The 16,015-nt window shown below is 55.3% G+C and carries 15 protein-coding genes; 10 read left to right on the top strand and 5 right to left on the bottom strand.

Translation table 11 applies throughout. The features are described 5' to 3' along the window. The first annotated feature begins 50 nt into the window (after positions 1–50). The 3 genes from rsgA (at position 51) to mscM (ending at position 5,512) form a co-directional block, all read left to right on the top strand. Positions 51–1,103 carry a small ribosomal subunit biogenesis GTPase RsgA gene (gene rsgA, locus ABFI50_RS11085; RefSeq protein WP_014882220.1) on the top strand — a complete coding sequence of 351 codons (1,053 nt, stop codon included), beginning with the start codon at positions 51–53 and terminating at the stop codon, positions 1,101–1,103. A 97-nt stretch (positions 1,104–1,200) separates the two neighbouring features. Beyond that, a complete protein-coding gene (gene asd, locus ABFI50_RS11080) occupies positions 1,201–2,169 on the top strand; it encodes an archaetidylserine decarboxylase (protein WP_023331845.1) in 969 nt (322 codons plus the stop codon). Positions 2,170–2,188: 19 nt separating this feature from the next. Continuing rightward, a complete protein-coding gene (gene mscM / locus ABFI50_RS11075; protein WP_045134428.1) occupies positions 2,189–5,512 on the top strand; it encodes a miniconductance mechanosensitive channel MscM in 3,324 nt (1,107 codons plus the stop codon). 36 nt (positions 5,513–5,548) lie between these two features. Here the strand turns inward: mscM and yjeM are convergent, their stop codons facing one another. Further along, positions 5,549–7,048 carry a glutamate/gamma-aminobutyrate family transporter YjeM gene (gene yjeM, locus ABFI50_RS11070; RefSeq protein ID WP_045134429.1) on the bottom strand — a complete coding sequence of 500 codons (1,500 nt, stop codon included), beginning with the start codon at positions 7,046–7,048 and terminating at the stop codon, positions 5,549–5,551. Positions 7,049–7,246: 198 nt separating this feature from the next. Beyond that, entirely contained in the window at positions 7,247–8,224 is a 978-nt protein-coding gene (epmA, locus tag ABFI50_RS11065) for an elongation factor P--(R)-beta-lysine ligase (RefSeq protein WP_014882216.1), read from the bottom strand. Between the two features lie 310 nt (positions 8,225–8,534). Here epmA and frdA point away from each other — a divergent pair, with 310 nt between their 5' ends. From frdA to frdD, 4 genes are read left to right on the top strand one after another with little or no spacing between them, the layout of a single operon-like run. Continuing rightward, positions 8,535–10,325 (top strand): fumarate reductase (quinol) flavoprotein subunit, encoded by a 1,791-nt coding sequence (gene frdA / locus ABFI50_RS11060; RefSeq protein WP_045134430.1) that lies wholly within the window; start codon positions 8,535–8,537, stop codon positions 10,323–10,325. Continuing rightward, on the top strand, positions 10,318–11,052 hold the full coding sequence (frdB, locus tag ABFI50_RS11055; RefSeq protein WP_014882214.1) for a fumarate reductase iron-sulfur protein: 735 nt from the start codon (positions 10,318–10,320) through the stop codon (positions 11,050–11,052). Before frdA ends, frdB begins: the two co-directional genes overlap by 8 nt. A gap of 10 nt (positions 11,053–11,062) precedes the next feature. Further along, complete coding sequence (gene frdC, locus ABFI50_RS11050) at positions 11,063–11,458, top strand: fumarate reductase subunit FrdC (RefSeq protein ID WP_014882213.1); 396 nt, start codon at positions 11,063–11,065, stop codon at positions 11,456–11,458. A 10-nt stretch (positions 11,459–11,468) separates the two neighbouring features. Beyond that, entirely contained in the window at positions 11,469–11,828 is a 360-nt protein-coding gene (gene frdD, locus ABFI50_RS11045) for a fumarate reductase subunit FrdD (RefSeq protein ID WP_045134431.1), read from the top strand. A gap of 29 nt (positions 11,829–11,857) precedes the next feature. On the opposite strand, the gene ampR is transcribed toward frdD, so the two are convergent. After that, the gene (gene ampR, locus ABFI50_RS11040) at positions 11,858–12,733 is read right to left on the bottom strand and encodes a LysR family transcriptional regulator AmpR (RefSeq protein WP_014882212.1); all 876 of its coding nucleotides are present in this window, start codon (positions 12,731–12,733) and stop codon (positions 11,858–11,860) included. 132 nt (positions 12,734–12,865) lie between these two features. Here ampR and blaACT point away from each other — a divergent pair, with 132 nt between their 5' ends. Next, a complete protein-coding gene (gene blaACT / locus ABFI50_RS11035; RefSeq protein ID WP_347483980.1) occupies positions 12,866–14,011 on the top strand; it encodes an ACT family cephalosporin-hydrolyzing class C beta-lactamase in 1,146 nt (381 codons plus the stop codon). Positions 14,012–14,109: 98 nt separating this feature from the next. Next, complete coding sequence (locus tag ABFI50_RS11030) at positions 14,110–14,640, top strand: lipocalin family protein (RefSeq protein ID WP_250127580.1); 531 nt, start codon at positions 14,110–14,112, stop codon at positions 14,638–14,640. Here the strand turns inward: ABFI50_RS11030 and sugE are convergent. Beyond that, the gene (sugE, locus tag ABFI50_RS11025) at positions 14,637–14,954 is read right to left on the bottom strand and encodes a quaternary ammonium compound efflux SMR transporter SugE (protein ID WP_014882209.1); all 318 of its coding nucleotides are present in this window, start codon (positions 14,952–14,954) and stop codon (positions 14,637–14,639) included. The genes ABFI50_RS11030 and sugE overlap by 4 nt on opposite strands. A 257-nt stretch (positions 14,955–15,211) precedes the next feature. Between sugE and ABFI50_RS11020 the strand changes: the two genes are divergently transcribed. Further along, the gene (locus ABFI50_RS11020; protein ID WP_250127579.1) at positions 15,212–15,811 is read left to right on the top strand and encodes a LuxR C-terminal-related transcriptional regulator; all 600 of its coding nucleotides are present in this window, start codon (positions 15,212–15,214) and stop codon (positions 15,809–15,811) included. Positions 15,812–15,848: 37 nt separating this feature from the next. Here the strand turns inward: ABFI50_RS11020 and ecnB are convergent, their stop codons facing one another. Beyond that, on the bottom strand, positions 15,849–15,995 hold the full coding sequence (gene ecnB / locus ABFI50_RS11015) for a lipoprotein toxin entericidin B (RefSeq protein WP_003025482.1): 147 nt from the start codon (positions 15,993–15,995) through the stop codon (positions 15,849–15,851). Positions 15,996–16,015 lie beyond the last annotated feature (20 nt).

The following is a 16,015-nucleotide window of genomic DNA, read 5'->3' as shown; positions in this document are numbered from 1 at the left end:
AGTGTATCATAGAGGTTTTGCCCCTTACGGGCGACCAGGAGCCAGCGCGATTGAGTAAAAATAAACTCTCCAAAGGGCAGCAGCGCCGCGTAAACGCCAACCACCAGCGCCGTCTTAAAACCACTTCGGAGAAGCCGGATTATGACGATAACCTGTTTGGTGAAGCGACAGAAGGCGTCGTCATCAGCCGTTTCGGTATGCATGCCGATGTGGAATCCGCCGACGGGGATATTCACCGATGCAATATCCGTCGCACCATCCGTTCACTGGTTACCGGCGATCGCGTGGTCTGGCGTCCGGGTAAAGAGGCGGCTGAAGGGGTCACGGTTAAAGGTATCGTTGAAGCTGTGCATGAACGCACGTCGGTGCTCACCCGCCCGGATTTCTACGATGGCGTGAAGCCGATTGCCGCCAACATTAACCAGATCGTTATTGTTTCGGCGATTTTACCTGAGCTTTCGCTCAATATTATCGACCGTTACCTTGTCGCCTGCGAAACGCTGCAGGTTGAGCCGATCATTGTATTAAACAAAATCGATCTGCTGGACGACGACGGGATGGCCTTCGTCAATGAGCAGATGGATATCTATCGCAATATTGGCTATCGCGTCCTGATGGTCTCCAGCCATACCAAAGATGGTCTGAAACCGCTGGAAGAGGCGCTCACCGATCGCATCAGCATCTTTGCGGGCCAGTCCGGCGTGGGCAAATCGAGTCTGCTGAACAATTTGCTTGGCCTCCAGCAGGCGATCCTTACCAATGATGTGTCTGATGTCTCGGGTCTTGGCCAGCACACCACCACCGCATCACGCCTGTATCACTTCCCGCACGGGGGCGATGTCATCGACTCCCCGGGCGTGCGCGAGTTCGGTTTGTGGCATCTTGAACCGGAACAAATCTTCAACGGATTTGTCGAATTCCATGATTATTTAGGCGCTTGCAAGTACCGCGACTGTAAACACGATAACGACCCAGGTTGCGCTATCCGTGAAGCGGTCGAAAAAGGTGAGATTGCGGAGACCCGCTTCGAGAATTACCACCGCATTCTTGAGAGCATGGATCAGGTAAAAACGCGTAAAAACTTTTCTGATTCTGACAACTGACAACTAAGCTAAGCATCGCTAAAATCGTCCCCTTTTTTCAGGTTCCGGCGGCTTACCGCCGGATCAGGAACGACAAAACAATGGCCTGGAGGCTACCTTGTTAAACGCATTTAAACTTTCGCTTCAATACATTCTGCCAAAACTGTGGCTCACTCGCCTGGCGGGCTGGGGCGCAAGCAAACGCGCGGGCTGGCTGACCAAACTGGTCATCGACCTTTTTGTGAAGTATTACAAGGTCGACATGAAAGAGGCACAGAAGCCAGACACCGCCAGCTACCGTACCTTCAACGAGTTTTTTGTACGCCCGCTGCGCGATGAAGTGCGTCCGCTGAACACCGACCCTAACGTACTGGTGATGCCCGCTGACGGCGTGATCAGCCAGCTGGGTAATATCGAAGACGACAAAATCCTGCAGGCGAAAGGCCATAACTACAGCCTGGAAGCGCTGCTGGCGGGTAACTACCTGATGGCGGACCTGTTCCGTAACGGTACGTTTGCGACCACCTACCTGTCGCCGCGCGACTATCACCGCGTACACATGCCGTGTAACGGTATCCTGCGTGAGATGATCTACGTTCCGGGCGATCTCTTCTCCGTGAACCACCTGACCGCGCAGAACGTACCGAACCTGTTTGCCCGTAACGAACGCGTCATCTGCCTGTTCGATACTGAATTTGGCCCGATGGCGCAAATTCTGGTGGGCGCGACCATTGTCGGCAGTATTGAAACCGTCTGGGCTGGCACCATCACGCCTCCGCGTGAAGGTATCATCAAACGCTGGACGTGGCCTGCCGGTGAAGCGGAAGGCTCTGTCGCCCTGCTGAAAGGTCAGGAGATGGGGCGCTTCAAGCTGGGCTCTACCGTTATCAACCTGTTTGCGCCGGGCAAAGTGAAGCTGGCTGAACAGCTTGAAAGTCTGTCGGTGACCAAACTTGGCCAGCCGCTGGCAGTCTCCACCGAAACTTTTGTGACACCCGATGCAGAACCTGCTCCGCTGTCACAAGAAGAGATCAACGCCGAGCATGACGCCAGCCCGCTGGTTGACGACAAAAAAGACGAAGGCTAACAACAGAAGGATCGCTGACGTGCGCCCGATTATCGTTCTACTGATGGCCTGGTGCCTCAGCATGGGGGCGTACGCAGCGACAGCCCCCGACGCCAAACAGATAAGTCAGGAACTGGAGCAGGCAAAAGCGGCCAAACCCGCTCAGCCAGAGACCGTCGAGTCGCTTCAGTCCGCACTGAACGCGCTTGAAGAGCGGAAAGGCTCTCTTGAACGCGCTCAGCAATATCAGCAAGTTATCGACAACTTCCCCAAACTATCGCAAACATTGCGCGCGCAGCTGGCGAATCTGCGTGATGAGCCGCGCGATGTGCCAGCCAACATGACCACGGACGCCCTGAATCAGGAAATCCTGCAGGTCAGCAGCCAGCTTCTGGAGAAGAGCCGTCTGGCTCAGCAGGAGCAAGAGCGTGCACGTGAAATTGCCGACTCCCTCAGCCAGCTCCCGCAGCAGCAAACCGACGCCCGTCGCCAGCTTAATGAAGTTGAGCGCCGCGTGGGTACGCAAACTGGCAACACGCCGCAGGCGCAGGCACAAAATCTTGGTCTGCAGGCGGAATCGGCGCGTCTGAAAGCCCTGGTAGATGAACTGGAACTGGCGCAGCTGTCCGCCAATAACCGCCAGGAGCTGTCGCGGATGCGCTCGGAACTCGCACAAAAGCAGAGCGAGCAGCTGGATGCGTATCTTCAGGCCCTGCGTAATCAGCTTAATAGCCAGCGCCAGCGCGAGGCCGAACGTGCTCTCGAAAGCACCGAACTGCTGGCGGAAAACAGTGCCAACCTGCCAGCGGACATCGTCGATCAGTTTAAGGTCAACCGTGAGCTTTCTGCCGCACTGAATCAGCAGGCGCAGCGTATGGATCTGGTTGCCTCACAGCAACGTCAGGCGACCAATCAAACCCTGCAGGTGCGTCAGGCGCTCAACACCCTGCGCGAACAGTCCCAGTGGCTTGGGTCATCAAACCTGCTGGGCGAGGCGCTGCGTGCCCAGGTTGCGCGTCTGCCGGAAATGCCGAAGCCGCAGCAGCTGGATACCGAGATGGCCCAGCTACGCGTTCAGCGACTGCATTTTGAGGATCTCCTCAATAAGCAGCCGCAAATTCGCCAAATCCGTCAGGCGGATGGCCAGCCCCTGACCAGCGAGCAAAACCGGATTCTGGAAGCTCAGCTGCGTACCCAGCGTGAACTGCTGAACTCCCTGCTGCAGGGCGGCGATACGCTGATTCTGGAGCTGACTAAGCTCAAGGTTTCCAACAGCCAGCTGGAAGATGCGCTGAAAGAGGTCAACGAGGCAACGCACCGTTATCTTTTCTGGACATCCGACGTGCGTCCAATGACCTTCTCGTGGCCGATCGAGATCGTGCAGGATTTGCGCCGTCTGATTTCGCTGGACACCGTCAGCCAACTGGGACAGGCCAGCGTGATGATGCTGACCAGCAAAGAGACCATCTTCCCGCTGCTGGGCGCGTTGATTCTGGTGGGATTCAGCATTTACTCACGCAGGCATTTCACCCGTTTCCTGGAGCGTTCCAGCGCACGGGTGGGGAAAGTCACTCAGGACCATTTCTGGCTGACGCTGCGCACCGTGTTTTGGTCGATACTTGTCGCCTCTCCGCTGCCGGTGCTGTGGATGACGCTCGGGTACGGGCTACGGGAAGCCTGGCCCTATCCACTCGCTGTTGCCATTGGCGATGGCGTGACAGCCACGGTACCGCTGCTGTGGGTCGTGATGATCTGCGCCACCCTCGCGCGGCCAAATGGCCTTTTCATTGCCCACTTTGGCTGGCCACGTAACCGCGTTGCGCGCGCCATGCGCTACTACCTGATGAGCATCGGGCTGATTGTGCCGCTGATTATGGCGCTGATCATGTTTGATAATCTCGATGACCGCGAGTTCTCAGGCTCGCTGGGCCGCCTCTGCTTTATGCTGATATGCGGTGCGCTGGCCATTGTCACGCTCAGCCTGAAACGTGCAGGGATACCGCTCTATCTGGATAAATCCGGTAGCGGCGACAACATGTTTAACCGACTGCTCTGGAACCTGCTGCTCAGTGCCCCTCTGATTGCAATGCTGGCTGCAGCAGTGGGATATCTGGCTACCTCGAAGGCGCTACTGGCGCGGCTGGAAACCTCTGTGGCGATCTGGTTCCTGCTTCTGGTGGTGTATCACGTTATCCGCCGCGGAATGCTGATCCAGCGCCGTCGTCTGGCCTTTGACCGCGCCAAGCATCGCCGGGCGGAGATCCTCGCTCAACGTGCGCGAGGTGAGGAAGAGTCAAACCATGTTAATAGCACGGAAGGCACGATAGACGCGGACGAGGTCGAACTGGATCTGGATGCCATCAGTACCCAGTCCCTGCGGCTGGTGCGTTCCATCCTGATGCTGGTAGCCCTCCTGTCGGTAATCTTCCTGTGGTCGGAAATTCATTCCGCGTTTGGCTTCCTGGAGAACATCTCTCTGTGGGATGTGACGTCCACGGTGCAGGGCGTGGAAAGCCTGGAGCCAATTACCCTGGGCGCGGTGCTGATTGCCATTCTGGTGCTGATCATCACCACCCAACTGGTGCGTAACTTCCCGGCACTGCTCGAGCTGGCGCTATTGCAGCATCTGGATTTAACCCCCGGCACGGGATATGCGATTACCACCATCACCAAATACCTGATATTGCTTTTTGGTGGGATGGTCGGTTTCTCAATGATTGGTATCGAGTGGTCTAAACTGCAGTGGCTGGTCGCCGCGCTGACGTTTGGCCTGGGTTTTGGCATGCAGGAGATTTTCGCCAACTTTGTGTCCGGCCTGATCATCCTGTTTGAAAAACCGATTCGTATAGGCGATACGGTGACGATTCGCGATCTGACCGGTAGCGTAACGAAGATCAACACTCGCGCCACCACAATCAGTGACTGGGACCGTAAAGAGATCATCGTGCCTAACAAGGCGTTTATCACCGAGCAGTTTATCAACTGGTCGTTGTCAGACTCCGTCACGCGTGTGGTGCTGACAGTGCCGGCACCGTCGGATGCTAACAGTGAAGAAGTCACGCAGATCCTCTATACCGCTGCCGAACGCTGCACGCTGGTGCTCGATAACCCTGCACCGGAAGTGTTCCTGGTCGATTTACAACAGGGGATCCAGATTTTCGAGCTGCGTATCTACGCCGCCGAAATGGGGCACCGAATGCCGCTTCGCCACGAGATCCACCAGCTGATTCTGGCGGGCTTCCGCGAGCACGGTATTGATATGCCGTTCCCACCGTTCCAGATGCGTCTGGAAAGTATGGACGGACGAAAGATGGGTAAAACCCTAACCTCGGCGGCAAGAACCCGCCCGGCAGGAAGTTTGTAACTGTCTCCCCTCCCTTTCGGGAGGGGGATTTTAGCGCTATGCCACTTCCGTGACGAACGCCTGCGAGCGTCGACGGTAATTCTCGTAAATCCCCATCGCCAGCAGCGAGAAGAAGATCGGCCCACCAACCATCCACAACGCGCTGTTCCAGTCATTCGCCTCAACCACGGGCTGTATAACGGTAAAGATGTTGGCAAACGCCACGACCAGCACCACCACCGTGGTCGCCAGCAGCGTTGCCGCGCGGGTTTTGAAGATCACAAACGGACGCTCAAGATCCTGCTTCGCTTTGAAGAACGGGAACGCCATGGTCAGGAACAGGTAGGGCAGCGTCATCGACACGTTCGCCATCAGGGTCAGCTTGTTGTAAAACGCAGACGCCGTATCGCCACCAAAAGACACCAGCAGGATGAACATGCAGACCAGCAGACACTGCATCCACATAGCGTTAGCCGGCATTCCTGCGGTGTTCAACTGCGTCATGCGTGCTGGCCACAGCGCTTTAGGCGTACCCTGAATGATCGCTTTCAGCGGCGAGTAGATAAGCGTGAAGAATGCGCCGGTATAGGCGAGGAACATCGACAGGCCGGTGATACGCGCAAACCAGACTCCCATTACCGATGCCGCCTCGGGGCTCAGATTCATGGCCTGCCCCAGGGTCATCCCCAGGCTTTTCATTAGCACATAGGTAATGTTGCCGAGGTTAGTGGTGTTATTGCTCAACACCTGTTGCCAGTTGGTGCTGACGCCCCAGAGGAAAATGGCTAGTGAATAGCCGATGGAAATCACGATAGCGGCAAAAATAATCCCTTTGGCGAAGTTCTTTTCCGGGTTCTCGGTCTTGTCGACCAGCCCGCCTACCGCTTCAATACCACCGTAAGCGAAGATGGCAAACACCACAAAGGAGAGCATAGCCAGCCCGGACTGATAACCCGGATTAGGGGATGAAACAAAATTGACCTCCTGCGCAAAATGCCCGCCGTTCAGGCACAGAATAGCGATACTCACCAGCAGCAGCACCAGGTTCAGACACATCACTGAAATACCACCAACCGCGGTGATACGGGCAATTTTGTTGATACCTTTCGACGCCACCAGCGTGACCATCACCATCCAGAAGACCGCCAGAATACCGACGACCTGCGTGGAGCTCAGCCCTGCCAGAGACCAGACCTGCGTTTTATCCGTACCAAAAAGAAACGTGGAGAACGGCACCCAGACTTTGGCCGCCGTGCTGACCATCCACACGACGTAGGATGAAAACCACATAAACGTCCCGATAAACGCGTAACGCGGGCCGATACTGTTGTTCATCCATGAATAGATACCGCCCTCTTCTTTTCGGTAAGCCGAGCCCATCTCCGCCATCATTAGCGCAAACGGGATAAAGAAGAACAGAGCAGAAACGATATAAAACGGCGTCGCGCTATAGCCCATCAGATAGAAAGCCGACGGGCTGTTAGCAAAGCCAAAAACTGACGTAAAAATCATCAGTATGAGCCCGGTAAGGGTCATTTTTTTGAGTGAGTGGGACATATAACCATCCGAAGAGGAATTAAACTGCGCGGATGGTAGCAGATGACCAGACAAATATTGTGGCTATACGAGTCAATTTAAGAAAAAGACCCGTGTACACAGAATATGGCAGTTTTTAATGTTGCCATGACGAAATGGAAAGGATAATTGCCACCAGAAGCGTAGGCCGGATAAGCGATAGCGCCACCCGGCAATTCTTTACGCGCGATCGACCGTAAAGGCAATCACATCGCCCAGTTGCTCTGCGCCAAGGGCCAGCATTACCAGACGGTCAACACCCAGCGCTACGCCTGAGCAGTCCGGCAGACCGGCTTTTAACGCTTCCAGCAGGTTGTTATCAATTGGCTGCTGCGGCAGACCACGCGCGCCGCGCTTGCGGTTATCCTGCTCAAAACGCTGCTGCTGTTCACGCGCGTCGGTCAGTTCGTGGAAACCGTTCGCCAGCTCAATGCCTTTGTAATAGACCTCAAAACGCTCCGCTACGCGGTGATCTTCGGTGCTGATCTGCGCCAGTGACGCCTGGCTTGCCGGGAAATGGTAAACGAAGGTCGGGCGATCTTTGCCAATCAGCGGTTCAACACCAAAAGTGAACAGCAGTTGCAGCAGCGTGTCGCGATCCTCTTCGGTATCCGCCACGTTGCTCAGATCCAGTTTTGCCGCCACTTCGCGCAGCTGGGCCTTGTCCGCCGACAGCGGATCGATTTCCAGATGGCGCTGGAAAGCCTGCTGATAAGAGAGCGTTTCTGCTTCTGAACACTCCAGTACCTGCTGCAGCAGATCGTCCACCTCATTCATCAGGCGGTACATATCATAATGCGGGCGGTACCACTCCAGCATGGTGAATTCCGGGTTATGGTGACGACCCATCTCTTCATTTCGGAAACTGCGGCACAGCTGATACACCGGACCACACCCCGCCGCCAGCAGGCGTTTCATGTGGTATTCCGGGCTGGTCATCAGATACAGATTCATGCCCTGAGAGTGGCCAGGACCAACAAAACGGGTTTCAAACGGGACCAGATGAATATCCGTCACCGTTGCCTGACTCATGCACGGGGTTTCCACCTCCAGGACGCCGCGGTCGGCAAAGAAACGACGGATCTCCGTCATAATTGCAGCGCGTTTTAACAGATTTGGGATGGATGCGCTCGGCTGCCAGGTGGCCGTTTCGCTCATGAGTTTTTCTCCGATTTCAGACAAGGGCACGAAGTCTACTCGTTAGCAGGGACAGAGACAAATTTTGCGCAGTAAAAAAGCGCATTTCATTTAGGTTGATTATTTCGTGACGTAATTCATCAATCACCATGATAAATCACCGCACAGAACAGCAAAAAAATCGAACACGTCAAATTTCCCTGACATCTACACGGTTATACTCTTTTACCCATAAAGGAGCAGTGGAAACGCTTTCGCAATCGTCCCTTTGGACGGGTGAACTACCTTTAGTTTGTCGCGTTGCGAAATAACAAAAATCTGGAGGAATGTCGTGCAAACTTTTCAAGCCGATCTTGCCGTAATTGGCGCTGGCGGGGCTGGATTACGTGCTGCGATTGCTGCAGCGCAGGCTAATCCAAACGCTAAAATCGCACTGATTTCAAAAGTCTATCCGATGCGCAGCCACACGGTTGCCGCAGAAGGAGGATCCGCCGCCGTTGCGCAGGATCATGACAGCTTTGAATACCATTTCCACGACACGGTTGCAGGGGGCGACTGGCTTTGCGAACAGGATGTCGTTGACTACTTTGTCCACCATTGTCCAACGGAGATGACCCAGCTTGAGCAGTGGGGATGTCCGTGGAGCCGCCGTCCGGACGGCAGCGTCAACGTCCGCCGCTTCGGCGGAATGAAGATTGAACGCACCTGGTTCGCCGCCGATAAGACCGGCTTCCACATGTTGCATACCCTGTTCCAGACCTCCCTTCAGTTCCCACAAATTCAGCGCTTTGATGAACATTTCGTCCTCGATATCCTGGTTGATGACGGGCATGCGCGCGGCCTGGTGGCAATGAACATGATGGAAGGCACGCTCGTTCAGATCCGCGCTAACGCGGTGGTGATGGCAACGGGCGGCGCGGGACGCGTGTACCGCTACAACACCAACGGCGGCATCGTTACCGGTGACGGCATGGGCATGGCGCTCAGCCACGGCGTGCCGCTGCGTGATATGGAGTTTGTGCAGTATCACCCAACCGGTCTGCCAGGGTCCGGCATTTTGATGACGGAAGGCTGCCGCGGTGAAGGCGGTATTCTGGTCAACAAAAACGGCTACCGCTATCTGCAGGATTACGGTATGGGTCCGGAAACGCCGCTTGGTGAGCCGAAGAACAAATACATGGAACTCGGCCCGCGCGACAAAGTTTCTCAGGCCTTCTGGCACGAGTGGCGCAAAGGCAACACCATCTCAACGCCGCGCGGCGACGTGGTTCACCTTGACCTGCGTCACCTGGGCGAGAAGAAACTGCTGGAACGTCTGCCGTTTATCTGTGAGCTGGCGAAAGCCTATGTGGGCGTCGACCCGGTGAAAGAGCCGATTCCGGTTCGCCCAACTGCACACTACACCATGGGCGGTATCGAAACCGATCAGCAGTGTGAAACCCGCATTCAGGGTCTGTTTGCGGTGGGCGAATGTTCCTCTGTGGGTCTGCACGGCGCCAACCGTCTGGGATCTAACTCGCTGGCAGAGCTGGTGGTCTTTGGCCGCATGGCGGGCGAACGCGCAATGGAGCGTGCTGCAACCGCAGGCGAAGCTAACGGTGCCGCGCTGGATGCGCAGGTCGCAGACGTTGAAAAACGCCTGAAAGATCTGGTGAACCAGGAAGGTAACGAGAACTGGTCGAAGATCCGCGATGAAATGGGTCTGTCGATGGAAGAAGGCTGCGGTATCTACCGTACCCCTGAGCTGATGCAGAAAACCGTCGACAAGCTGGCGGAGCTGCAGGAGCGCTTCAAGCGCGTGCGCATCACCGACACCTCCAGCGTCTTCAATACCGACCTGCTCTATACCATTGAGCTGGGCCACGGCCTGAACGTCGCGGAATGTATGGCGCACTCTGCGCTGGCGCGTAAAGAGTCGCGTGGGGCGCACCAGCGTCTGGACGAAGGCTGCACCGAACGTGACGACGTCAATTTCCTGAAACACACTCTCGCCTGGCGCGATGCGGATGGCACAACGCGCCTGGACTACAGCGACGTGAAAATCACCACGCTGCCGCCGGCTAAACGCGTGTACGGCGCAGAAGCAGAAGCCGCCGAGAAGAAGGAGAAGGCGAATGGCTGAGATGCAAAAACTGAAAGTTGAAGTGGTGCGCTACAATCCGGAAGTGGATACCGCCCCCCACAGCGCTTTCTATGAAGTGCCTTATGACGAGCAAACCTCCCTGCTGGATGCGCTCGGCTATATCAAAGATAACCTGGCACCGGACCTGAGCTACCGCTGGTCATGCCGCATGGCAATCTGCGGCTCCTGCGGCATGATGGTCAACAAAGTGCCGAAGCTGGCATGCAAAACCTTCCTGCGCGATTACACCAAAGGCATCAAGGTTGAAGCATTGGGTAATTTCCCAATCGAGCGCGATCTGGTGGTCGATATGACGCACTTTATCGAAAGTCTGGAAGCGATTAAGCCGTACATCATTGGCAACCCGCGTACCCCGGATCAGGGACCCAATACCCAGACGCCAGCGCAGATGGCGAAATACCATCAGTTCTCCGGCTGCATCAACTGCGGCCTGTGCTACGCCGCTTGTCCCCAGTTTGGCCTGAACCCTGAGTTCATCGGCCCGGCCGCCATTACCCTGGCGCACCGCTATAACGAGGACAGCCGCGACCACGGTAAAAAAGAACGCATGGCGCAGCTTAACAGCCAGAACGGCGTCTGGACCTGTACCTTTGTGGGTTATTGCTCCGAAGTCTGTCCGAAGCATGTCGACCCTGCCGCCGCAATTCAGCAGGGTAAAGTGGAAAGCTCGAAAGACTTTCTTATCGCTACCCTGAAACCACGCTAAGGAGTGCATGATGACGACTAAACGCAAAGCCTATGTGCGGCCAGTGCCGTCCACCTGGTGGAAAAACCTGCCGTTTTATCGCTTCTACATGCTGCGTGAAGGCACGGCGGTACCGGCGGTCTGGTTCAGCCTTGAGCTGATGTATGGCGTTTTTGCCCTCAAGCACGGGCCGGAAACCTGGGCGAACTTTGTCGGTTTCCTGCAAAACCCCATCATTGTAATTCTGAACCTGATCGTGCTCGCGGCAGCGCTGCTTCATACCAAAACCTGGTTTGAACTGGCGCCAAAAGCGGCAAACATCATCGTAAAAGGCGAGAAAATGGGGCCAGAGCCGGTGATTAAAGGGCTATGGGGAGTGACGATCCTGGTCACTGTGGTCATTCTGTTTGTCGCACTGTTCTGGTAAGGAGACGACTGTGATTAATCCAAATCCAAAACGTTCAGACGAGCCGGTCTTCTGGGGCCTGTTTGGCGCAGGCGGCATGTGGAGCGCCATCATCGCGCCGGTGATCATTCTGCTGGTCGGGATTATGCTGCCGCTGGGGTTATTCCCGGGCGATGCGCTGAGCTACGAACGCGTGCTGGCGTTTGCGAGCAGCTTTATTGGTCGGGTATTCATCTTCCTGATGATCGTCCTGCCGCTGTGGTGTGGCCTGCACCGTATTCACCATGCGATGCATGACCTGAAAATCCATGTACCGAGCGGTAAATGGGTATTCTACGGTCTGGCGGCCATCCTGACCGTGGTGACGCTGATTGCCGTGGTCACTATCTGATACATCTGGCCCGCCCTCCGGCGGGCCTTTTATTTCTGCATTTTTCCCACCAGCCATTGAGCAAACTCATGCATTGCGGGGGTTTCAGCCCTCGACTGTAATCGCGTGAGCCAGTAACTCCCCAGGTCAATCCGGGTGGCAAACGGCTGCACGATACGCTCGCTATTGAGCAGATGGGTAAACATATCCACAGGTGCTATGGCGATGCCCACACCTGCCTGCGCGGCTTCCAGCATGGTCACGGACGAATCAAAGACCATCACCCGATGCGTGGGTGACGGGGGATGTTCACCTGCCGCCTGCATCCACGCCGACCATTCGTCGCGTCGGTAGGAGCGCAGCAGGGTAAACTTCAGAATGTCGGCCGGAGACTGGAGCCCGAGAGCAATATCGGGTGAGCAAAGCGGGGACAGCGGTGCAGAACACAGGAACTGCGCTTCAGTGCCGTGCCACGCCCCGCCACCGTAGCGAATCGTATAATCCAGCCCTTCCGCCGCGGGATCGACGCGGTTGTTATGGGTCGAAAGATGAAGATCGATATGCGGATAGCAGCGACGAAAGTCCGCGAGCTGCGAGAATAAAACACCGGTAGCAAAGGTGCCGACCACACCCACTTTTAGCTTCTCCTGGGCGCGATGACTGGCAAAGCGATCCAGCATTCCGGCGATCCGATCGAATGAATCATTCAACACCGGCAGCAAGTTTTCACCTTCCGTGGTCAGCATCAGCCCGCGCGAAACGCGGACAAACAGCTGACAATTCAGATGCTGCTCAAGCGCTTTAACGTGCTGGCTGATAGCAGAGTGGGTCACGTTCAGCTCTATCGCGGCATGCGTAAAACTGAGGTGTCTGGCGGCAGCTTCGAAAGCGCGAAGCGAATTAAGCGGGAGATAGCTGCGGGTCATCATTACATCCGTTAGAAAAATTAACAGCTAATGCTAAATTTAACCGTTTGTCAGCCACAGTCAAATCCAACAGACTACTGAGGTCTGACGGGCCCGGACACTCCCTTGAACCGCTATTACGGAAGATAACTGATGAAGACAAAATCCCTTTGCTGTGCCCTGCTGCTCAGCACCTCCTGCTCTGTTCTCGCCGCGCCGATGTCAGAGAAACAGCTGTCTGACGTGGTGGAACGTACCGTTACCCCCCTGATGAAAGCGCAAGCCATTCCGGGCATGGCGGTAGCGGTGATTTATCAGGGTCAGCCGCACTACTTTACCTTCGGAAAGGCCGATGTTGCTGCGAACAAACCTGTCACCCCGCAAACCCTGTTTGAGCTGGGCTCTATAAGTAAAACCTTCACCGGCGTATTAGGTGGCGATGCGATTGCGCGCGGAGAAATATCGCTGGGCGACCCCGTGACAAAGTACTGGCCCGAGCTAACAGGCAAGCAGTGGCAGGGTATTCGCATGTTGGATCTGGCGACCTACACCGCGGGTGGCCTGCCGCTACAGGTGCCGGATGAGGTCACGGATAACGCCTCCCTGCTGCGTTTCTATCAACACTGGCAACCGCAGTGGAAACCAGGCACAACGCGTCTTTATGCGAACGCCAGCATCGGGCTTTTTGGCGCCCTCGCGGTTAAACCCTCCGGTATGAGCTTTGAACAGGCCATGACGAAGCGGGTCTTCAAGCCACTCAAACTGGACCATACATGGATTAACGTTCCGAAAGAAGAAGAGGCGCATTACGCCTGGGGATACCGTGACGGTAAAGCAACCCACGTTTCACCGGGAATGCTGGATGCCGAAGCGTATGGTGTCAAAACCAACATCCAGGATATGGCGAGCTGGCTGAAGGCCAACATGAACCCTGACGCCCTTCCGGATTCAACGTTGAAACAGGGTATTGCCCTGGCACAGTCTCGCTACTGGCGCGTGGGTGCCATGTATCAGGGTCTGGGCTGGGAGATGCTCAACTGGCCGGTAGAAGCCAAAACCGTCGTGGAGGGCAGCGATAACAAGGTGGCTCTTGCACCGTTACCGGTGGCAGAAGTGAACCCTCCAGCTCCGCCAGTAAAAGCATCATGGGTACATAAAACAGGCTCGACGGGTGGATTTGGCAGCTATGTCGCATTTATTCCTGAGAAGGAACTCGGCATTGTTATGCTGGCGAACAAGAGCTACCCGAACCCGGCGCGCGTGGAAGCGGCATTCCGTATTCTGAGCGCTCTGCAGTAAAACCTTGCCGGGTGGTGCTGATGCCCACCCGGCCTGCAAAATTCCCGCTTTTTCCTTGCTGTCATCTACACTTAACAAAAAACAGTAAGGAAACTCCTATGCGCATTCTGCCTGTTATCGCCGCGGTGACAGCCGCGTTTTTAGTGGTTGCCTGCAGTTCCCCTACCCCACCTCCTGGTGTCACTGTCGTCACGCCTTTTGACGCACAACGCTTTCTCGGAACATGGTATGAAATCGCCCGCCTCGACCATCGGTTCGAACAGGGTTTAGAGAAGGTGACTGCACATTACAGCACGATGGAGGATGGGGGTATTCAGGTTATCAACCGGGGCTATAACCCCGATCGGCAGATGTGGCAGCAGTCTGTCGGGAAAGCATACTTCACCGGCGACCCGCGACGGGCCGCGCTCAAAGTCTCTTTCATTGGCCCCTTCTATGGCGGCTATAACGTGATAGCGCTCGACAGAGAGTACCGTAACGCACTGGTCTGCGGGCCGGATCGCAACTATCTGTGGATACTTTCCCGCACGCCAACCATTTCGTCGGAGATGAAACAGCAGATGCTGGATGTCGCGACCCGGCAAGGGTTTGATGTGTCGAAACTCATCTGGGTTAAACAGCCCCACTAATGGGTGCTGAGCTTCAGTCCAATGATACCGGCCACAATCAGGGCGAGGCTGGCGATACGCGCCAGGCTCGCTGACTCACCCAGCAACAGAATGCCGGTAATTGCAGCCCCCACGGCACCAATCCCCGTCCAGACAGCATAGGCTGTTCCCACGGGCAGGGAACGCATCGCCCATGAGAGCAGAACAATACTCACAATCATCGCAGAAACGGTAATGACGCTGGGCGTCAGGCGGGTAAAACCGTGGGTGTACTTAAGACCAATCGCCCATACCACTTCGAGCAGGCCGGCAATAAAAAGAATAATCCAGGACATCTCAGGCTCCTTAACTTAAATAAGTTGGGGCCGTCCCCGATGAAGAAAGCGCTTACGGGTCGTCCCGCAAGGCAGATAACGCCTCATATTTTGGTTAACGTGCGATTTTTTTCAATCATTTTCTGCTGACCCCCTTAAGGCCAGAAATAGCCGCAGTAAGGCGCGCAGTTCAGGCATTTATTACTCATCGGACTTCTCTATGATGATGTGCTTTCTGATGGCAGGAAGCCAAACCACTAGCCGACTGCGAATAAAATATGTTCAAAATACTTTTGATTGACCGTTGTCACTTTACCCGCGCGGGGTTTGAAGCATGGCTCAATCATTCCGGTTTATTCCCGGGACATTACGTTGTGACCGGGCTGAACAATCTTTTCCTCGCCAGAGAGCATATTCTGCAATGGAAACCCTCACTGGTTATCGCTGACCTGCATGGTTTCAGGCAGGATACTCCCCATTTTCAGCAATTCTCTTCCTTACTGAATGCCAGCGAAAAACTCCCCTTTATTATGTTGCAATCGGGAGAGGACAGAGACATGACGGCCTGGCTGGAGAACTTCCCGGTCTGGTCTTCACTCACGAAAAATGCCCGTCTTGAGGAACTCGCCACGGTTATTAATGACGCGTTAATTTCGGGCTCAGACACGCACAGACCAACAGTGGCCACGCCGTTGCTGACCCGCCAGGAGGAGAAAGTGCTGACAATGTGGATGGACGGCGCAAGCAATCAAAAAATTGCCGCTCACCTGAGTATCAATGGGAAAACGGTATATACCTACAAGCGAAATATCCGCATGAAGCTGCATATGGACACGCGCTTTTCCCCGTTTTTATCTCCGCAGGGTACAGAAAACTGACGGTACGAAACCCTTCTGGTTCCGTACCGTTAATTAATTACTGCTGTGCTTTTGTTGCCGCACCCGAGATTGCACTACCACCTTCAGAAATATCCTGACCAACGCCACGCGTGGTATTACAGGCAGTTAATACTGAAGAAAGTACCAGGACTGAAAAGATCGCTGCAATTGTCTTCTTAACCATAATATCTTCCTTTTATAGCC

Origin of the sequence: Enterobacter sp. HNDS-6 (genome assembly GCF_039850505.1) — a bacterium.
Classification (GTDB): Bacteria; Pseudomonadota; Gammaproteobacteria; order Enterobacterales; family Enterobacteriaceae; genus Enterobacter; species Enterobacter kobei.
The sequence above is the reverse complement of the archived record's forward strand: the minus strand, read 5'-3'. Positions and strand labels throughout refer to the sequence as shown.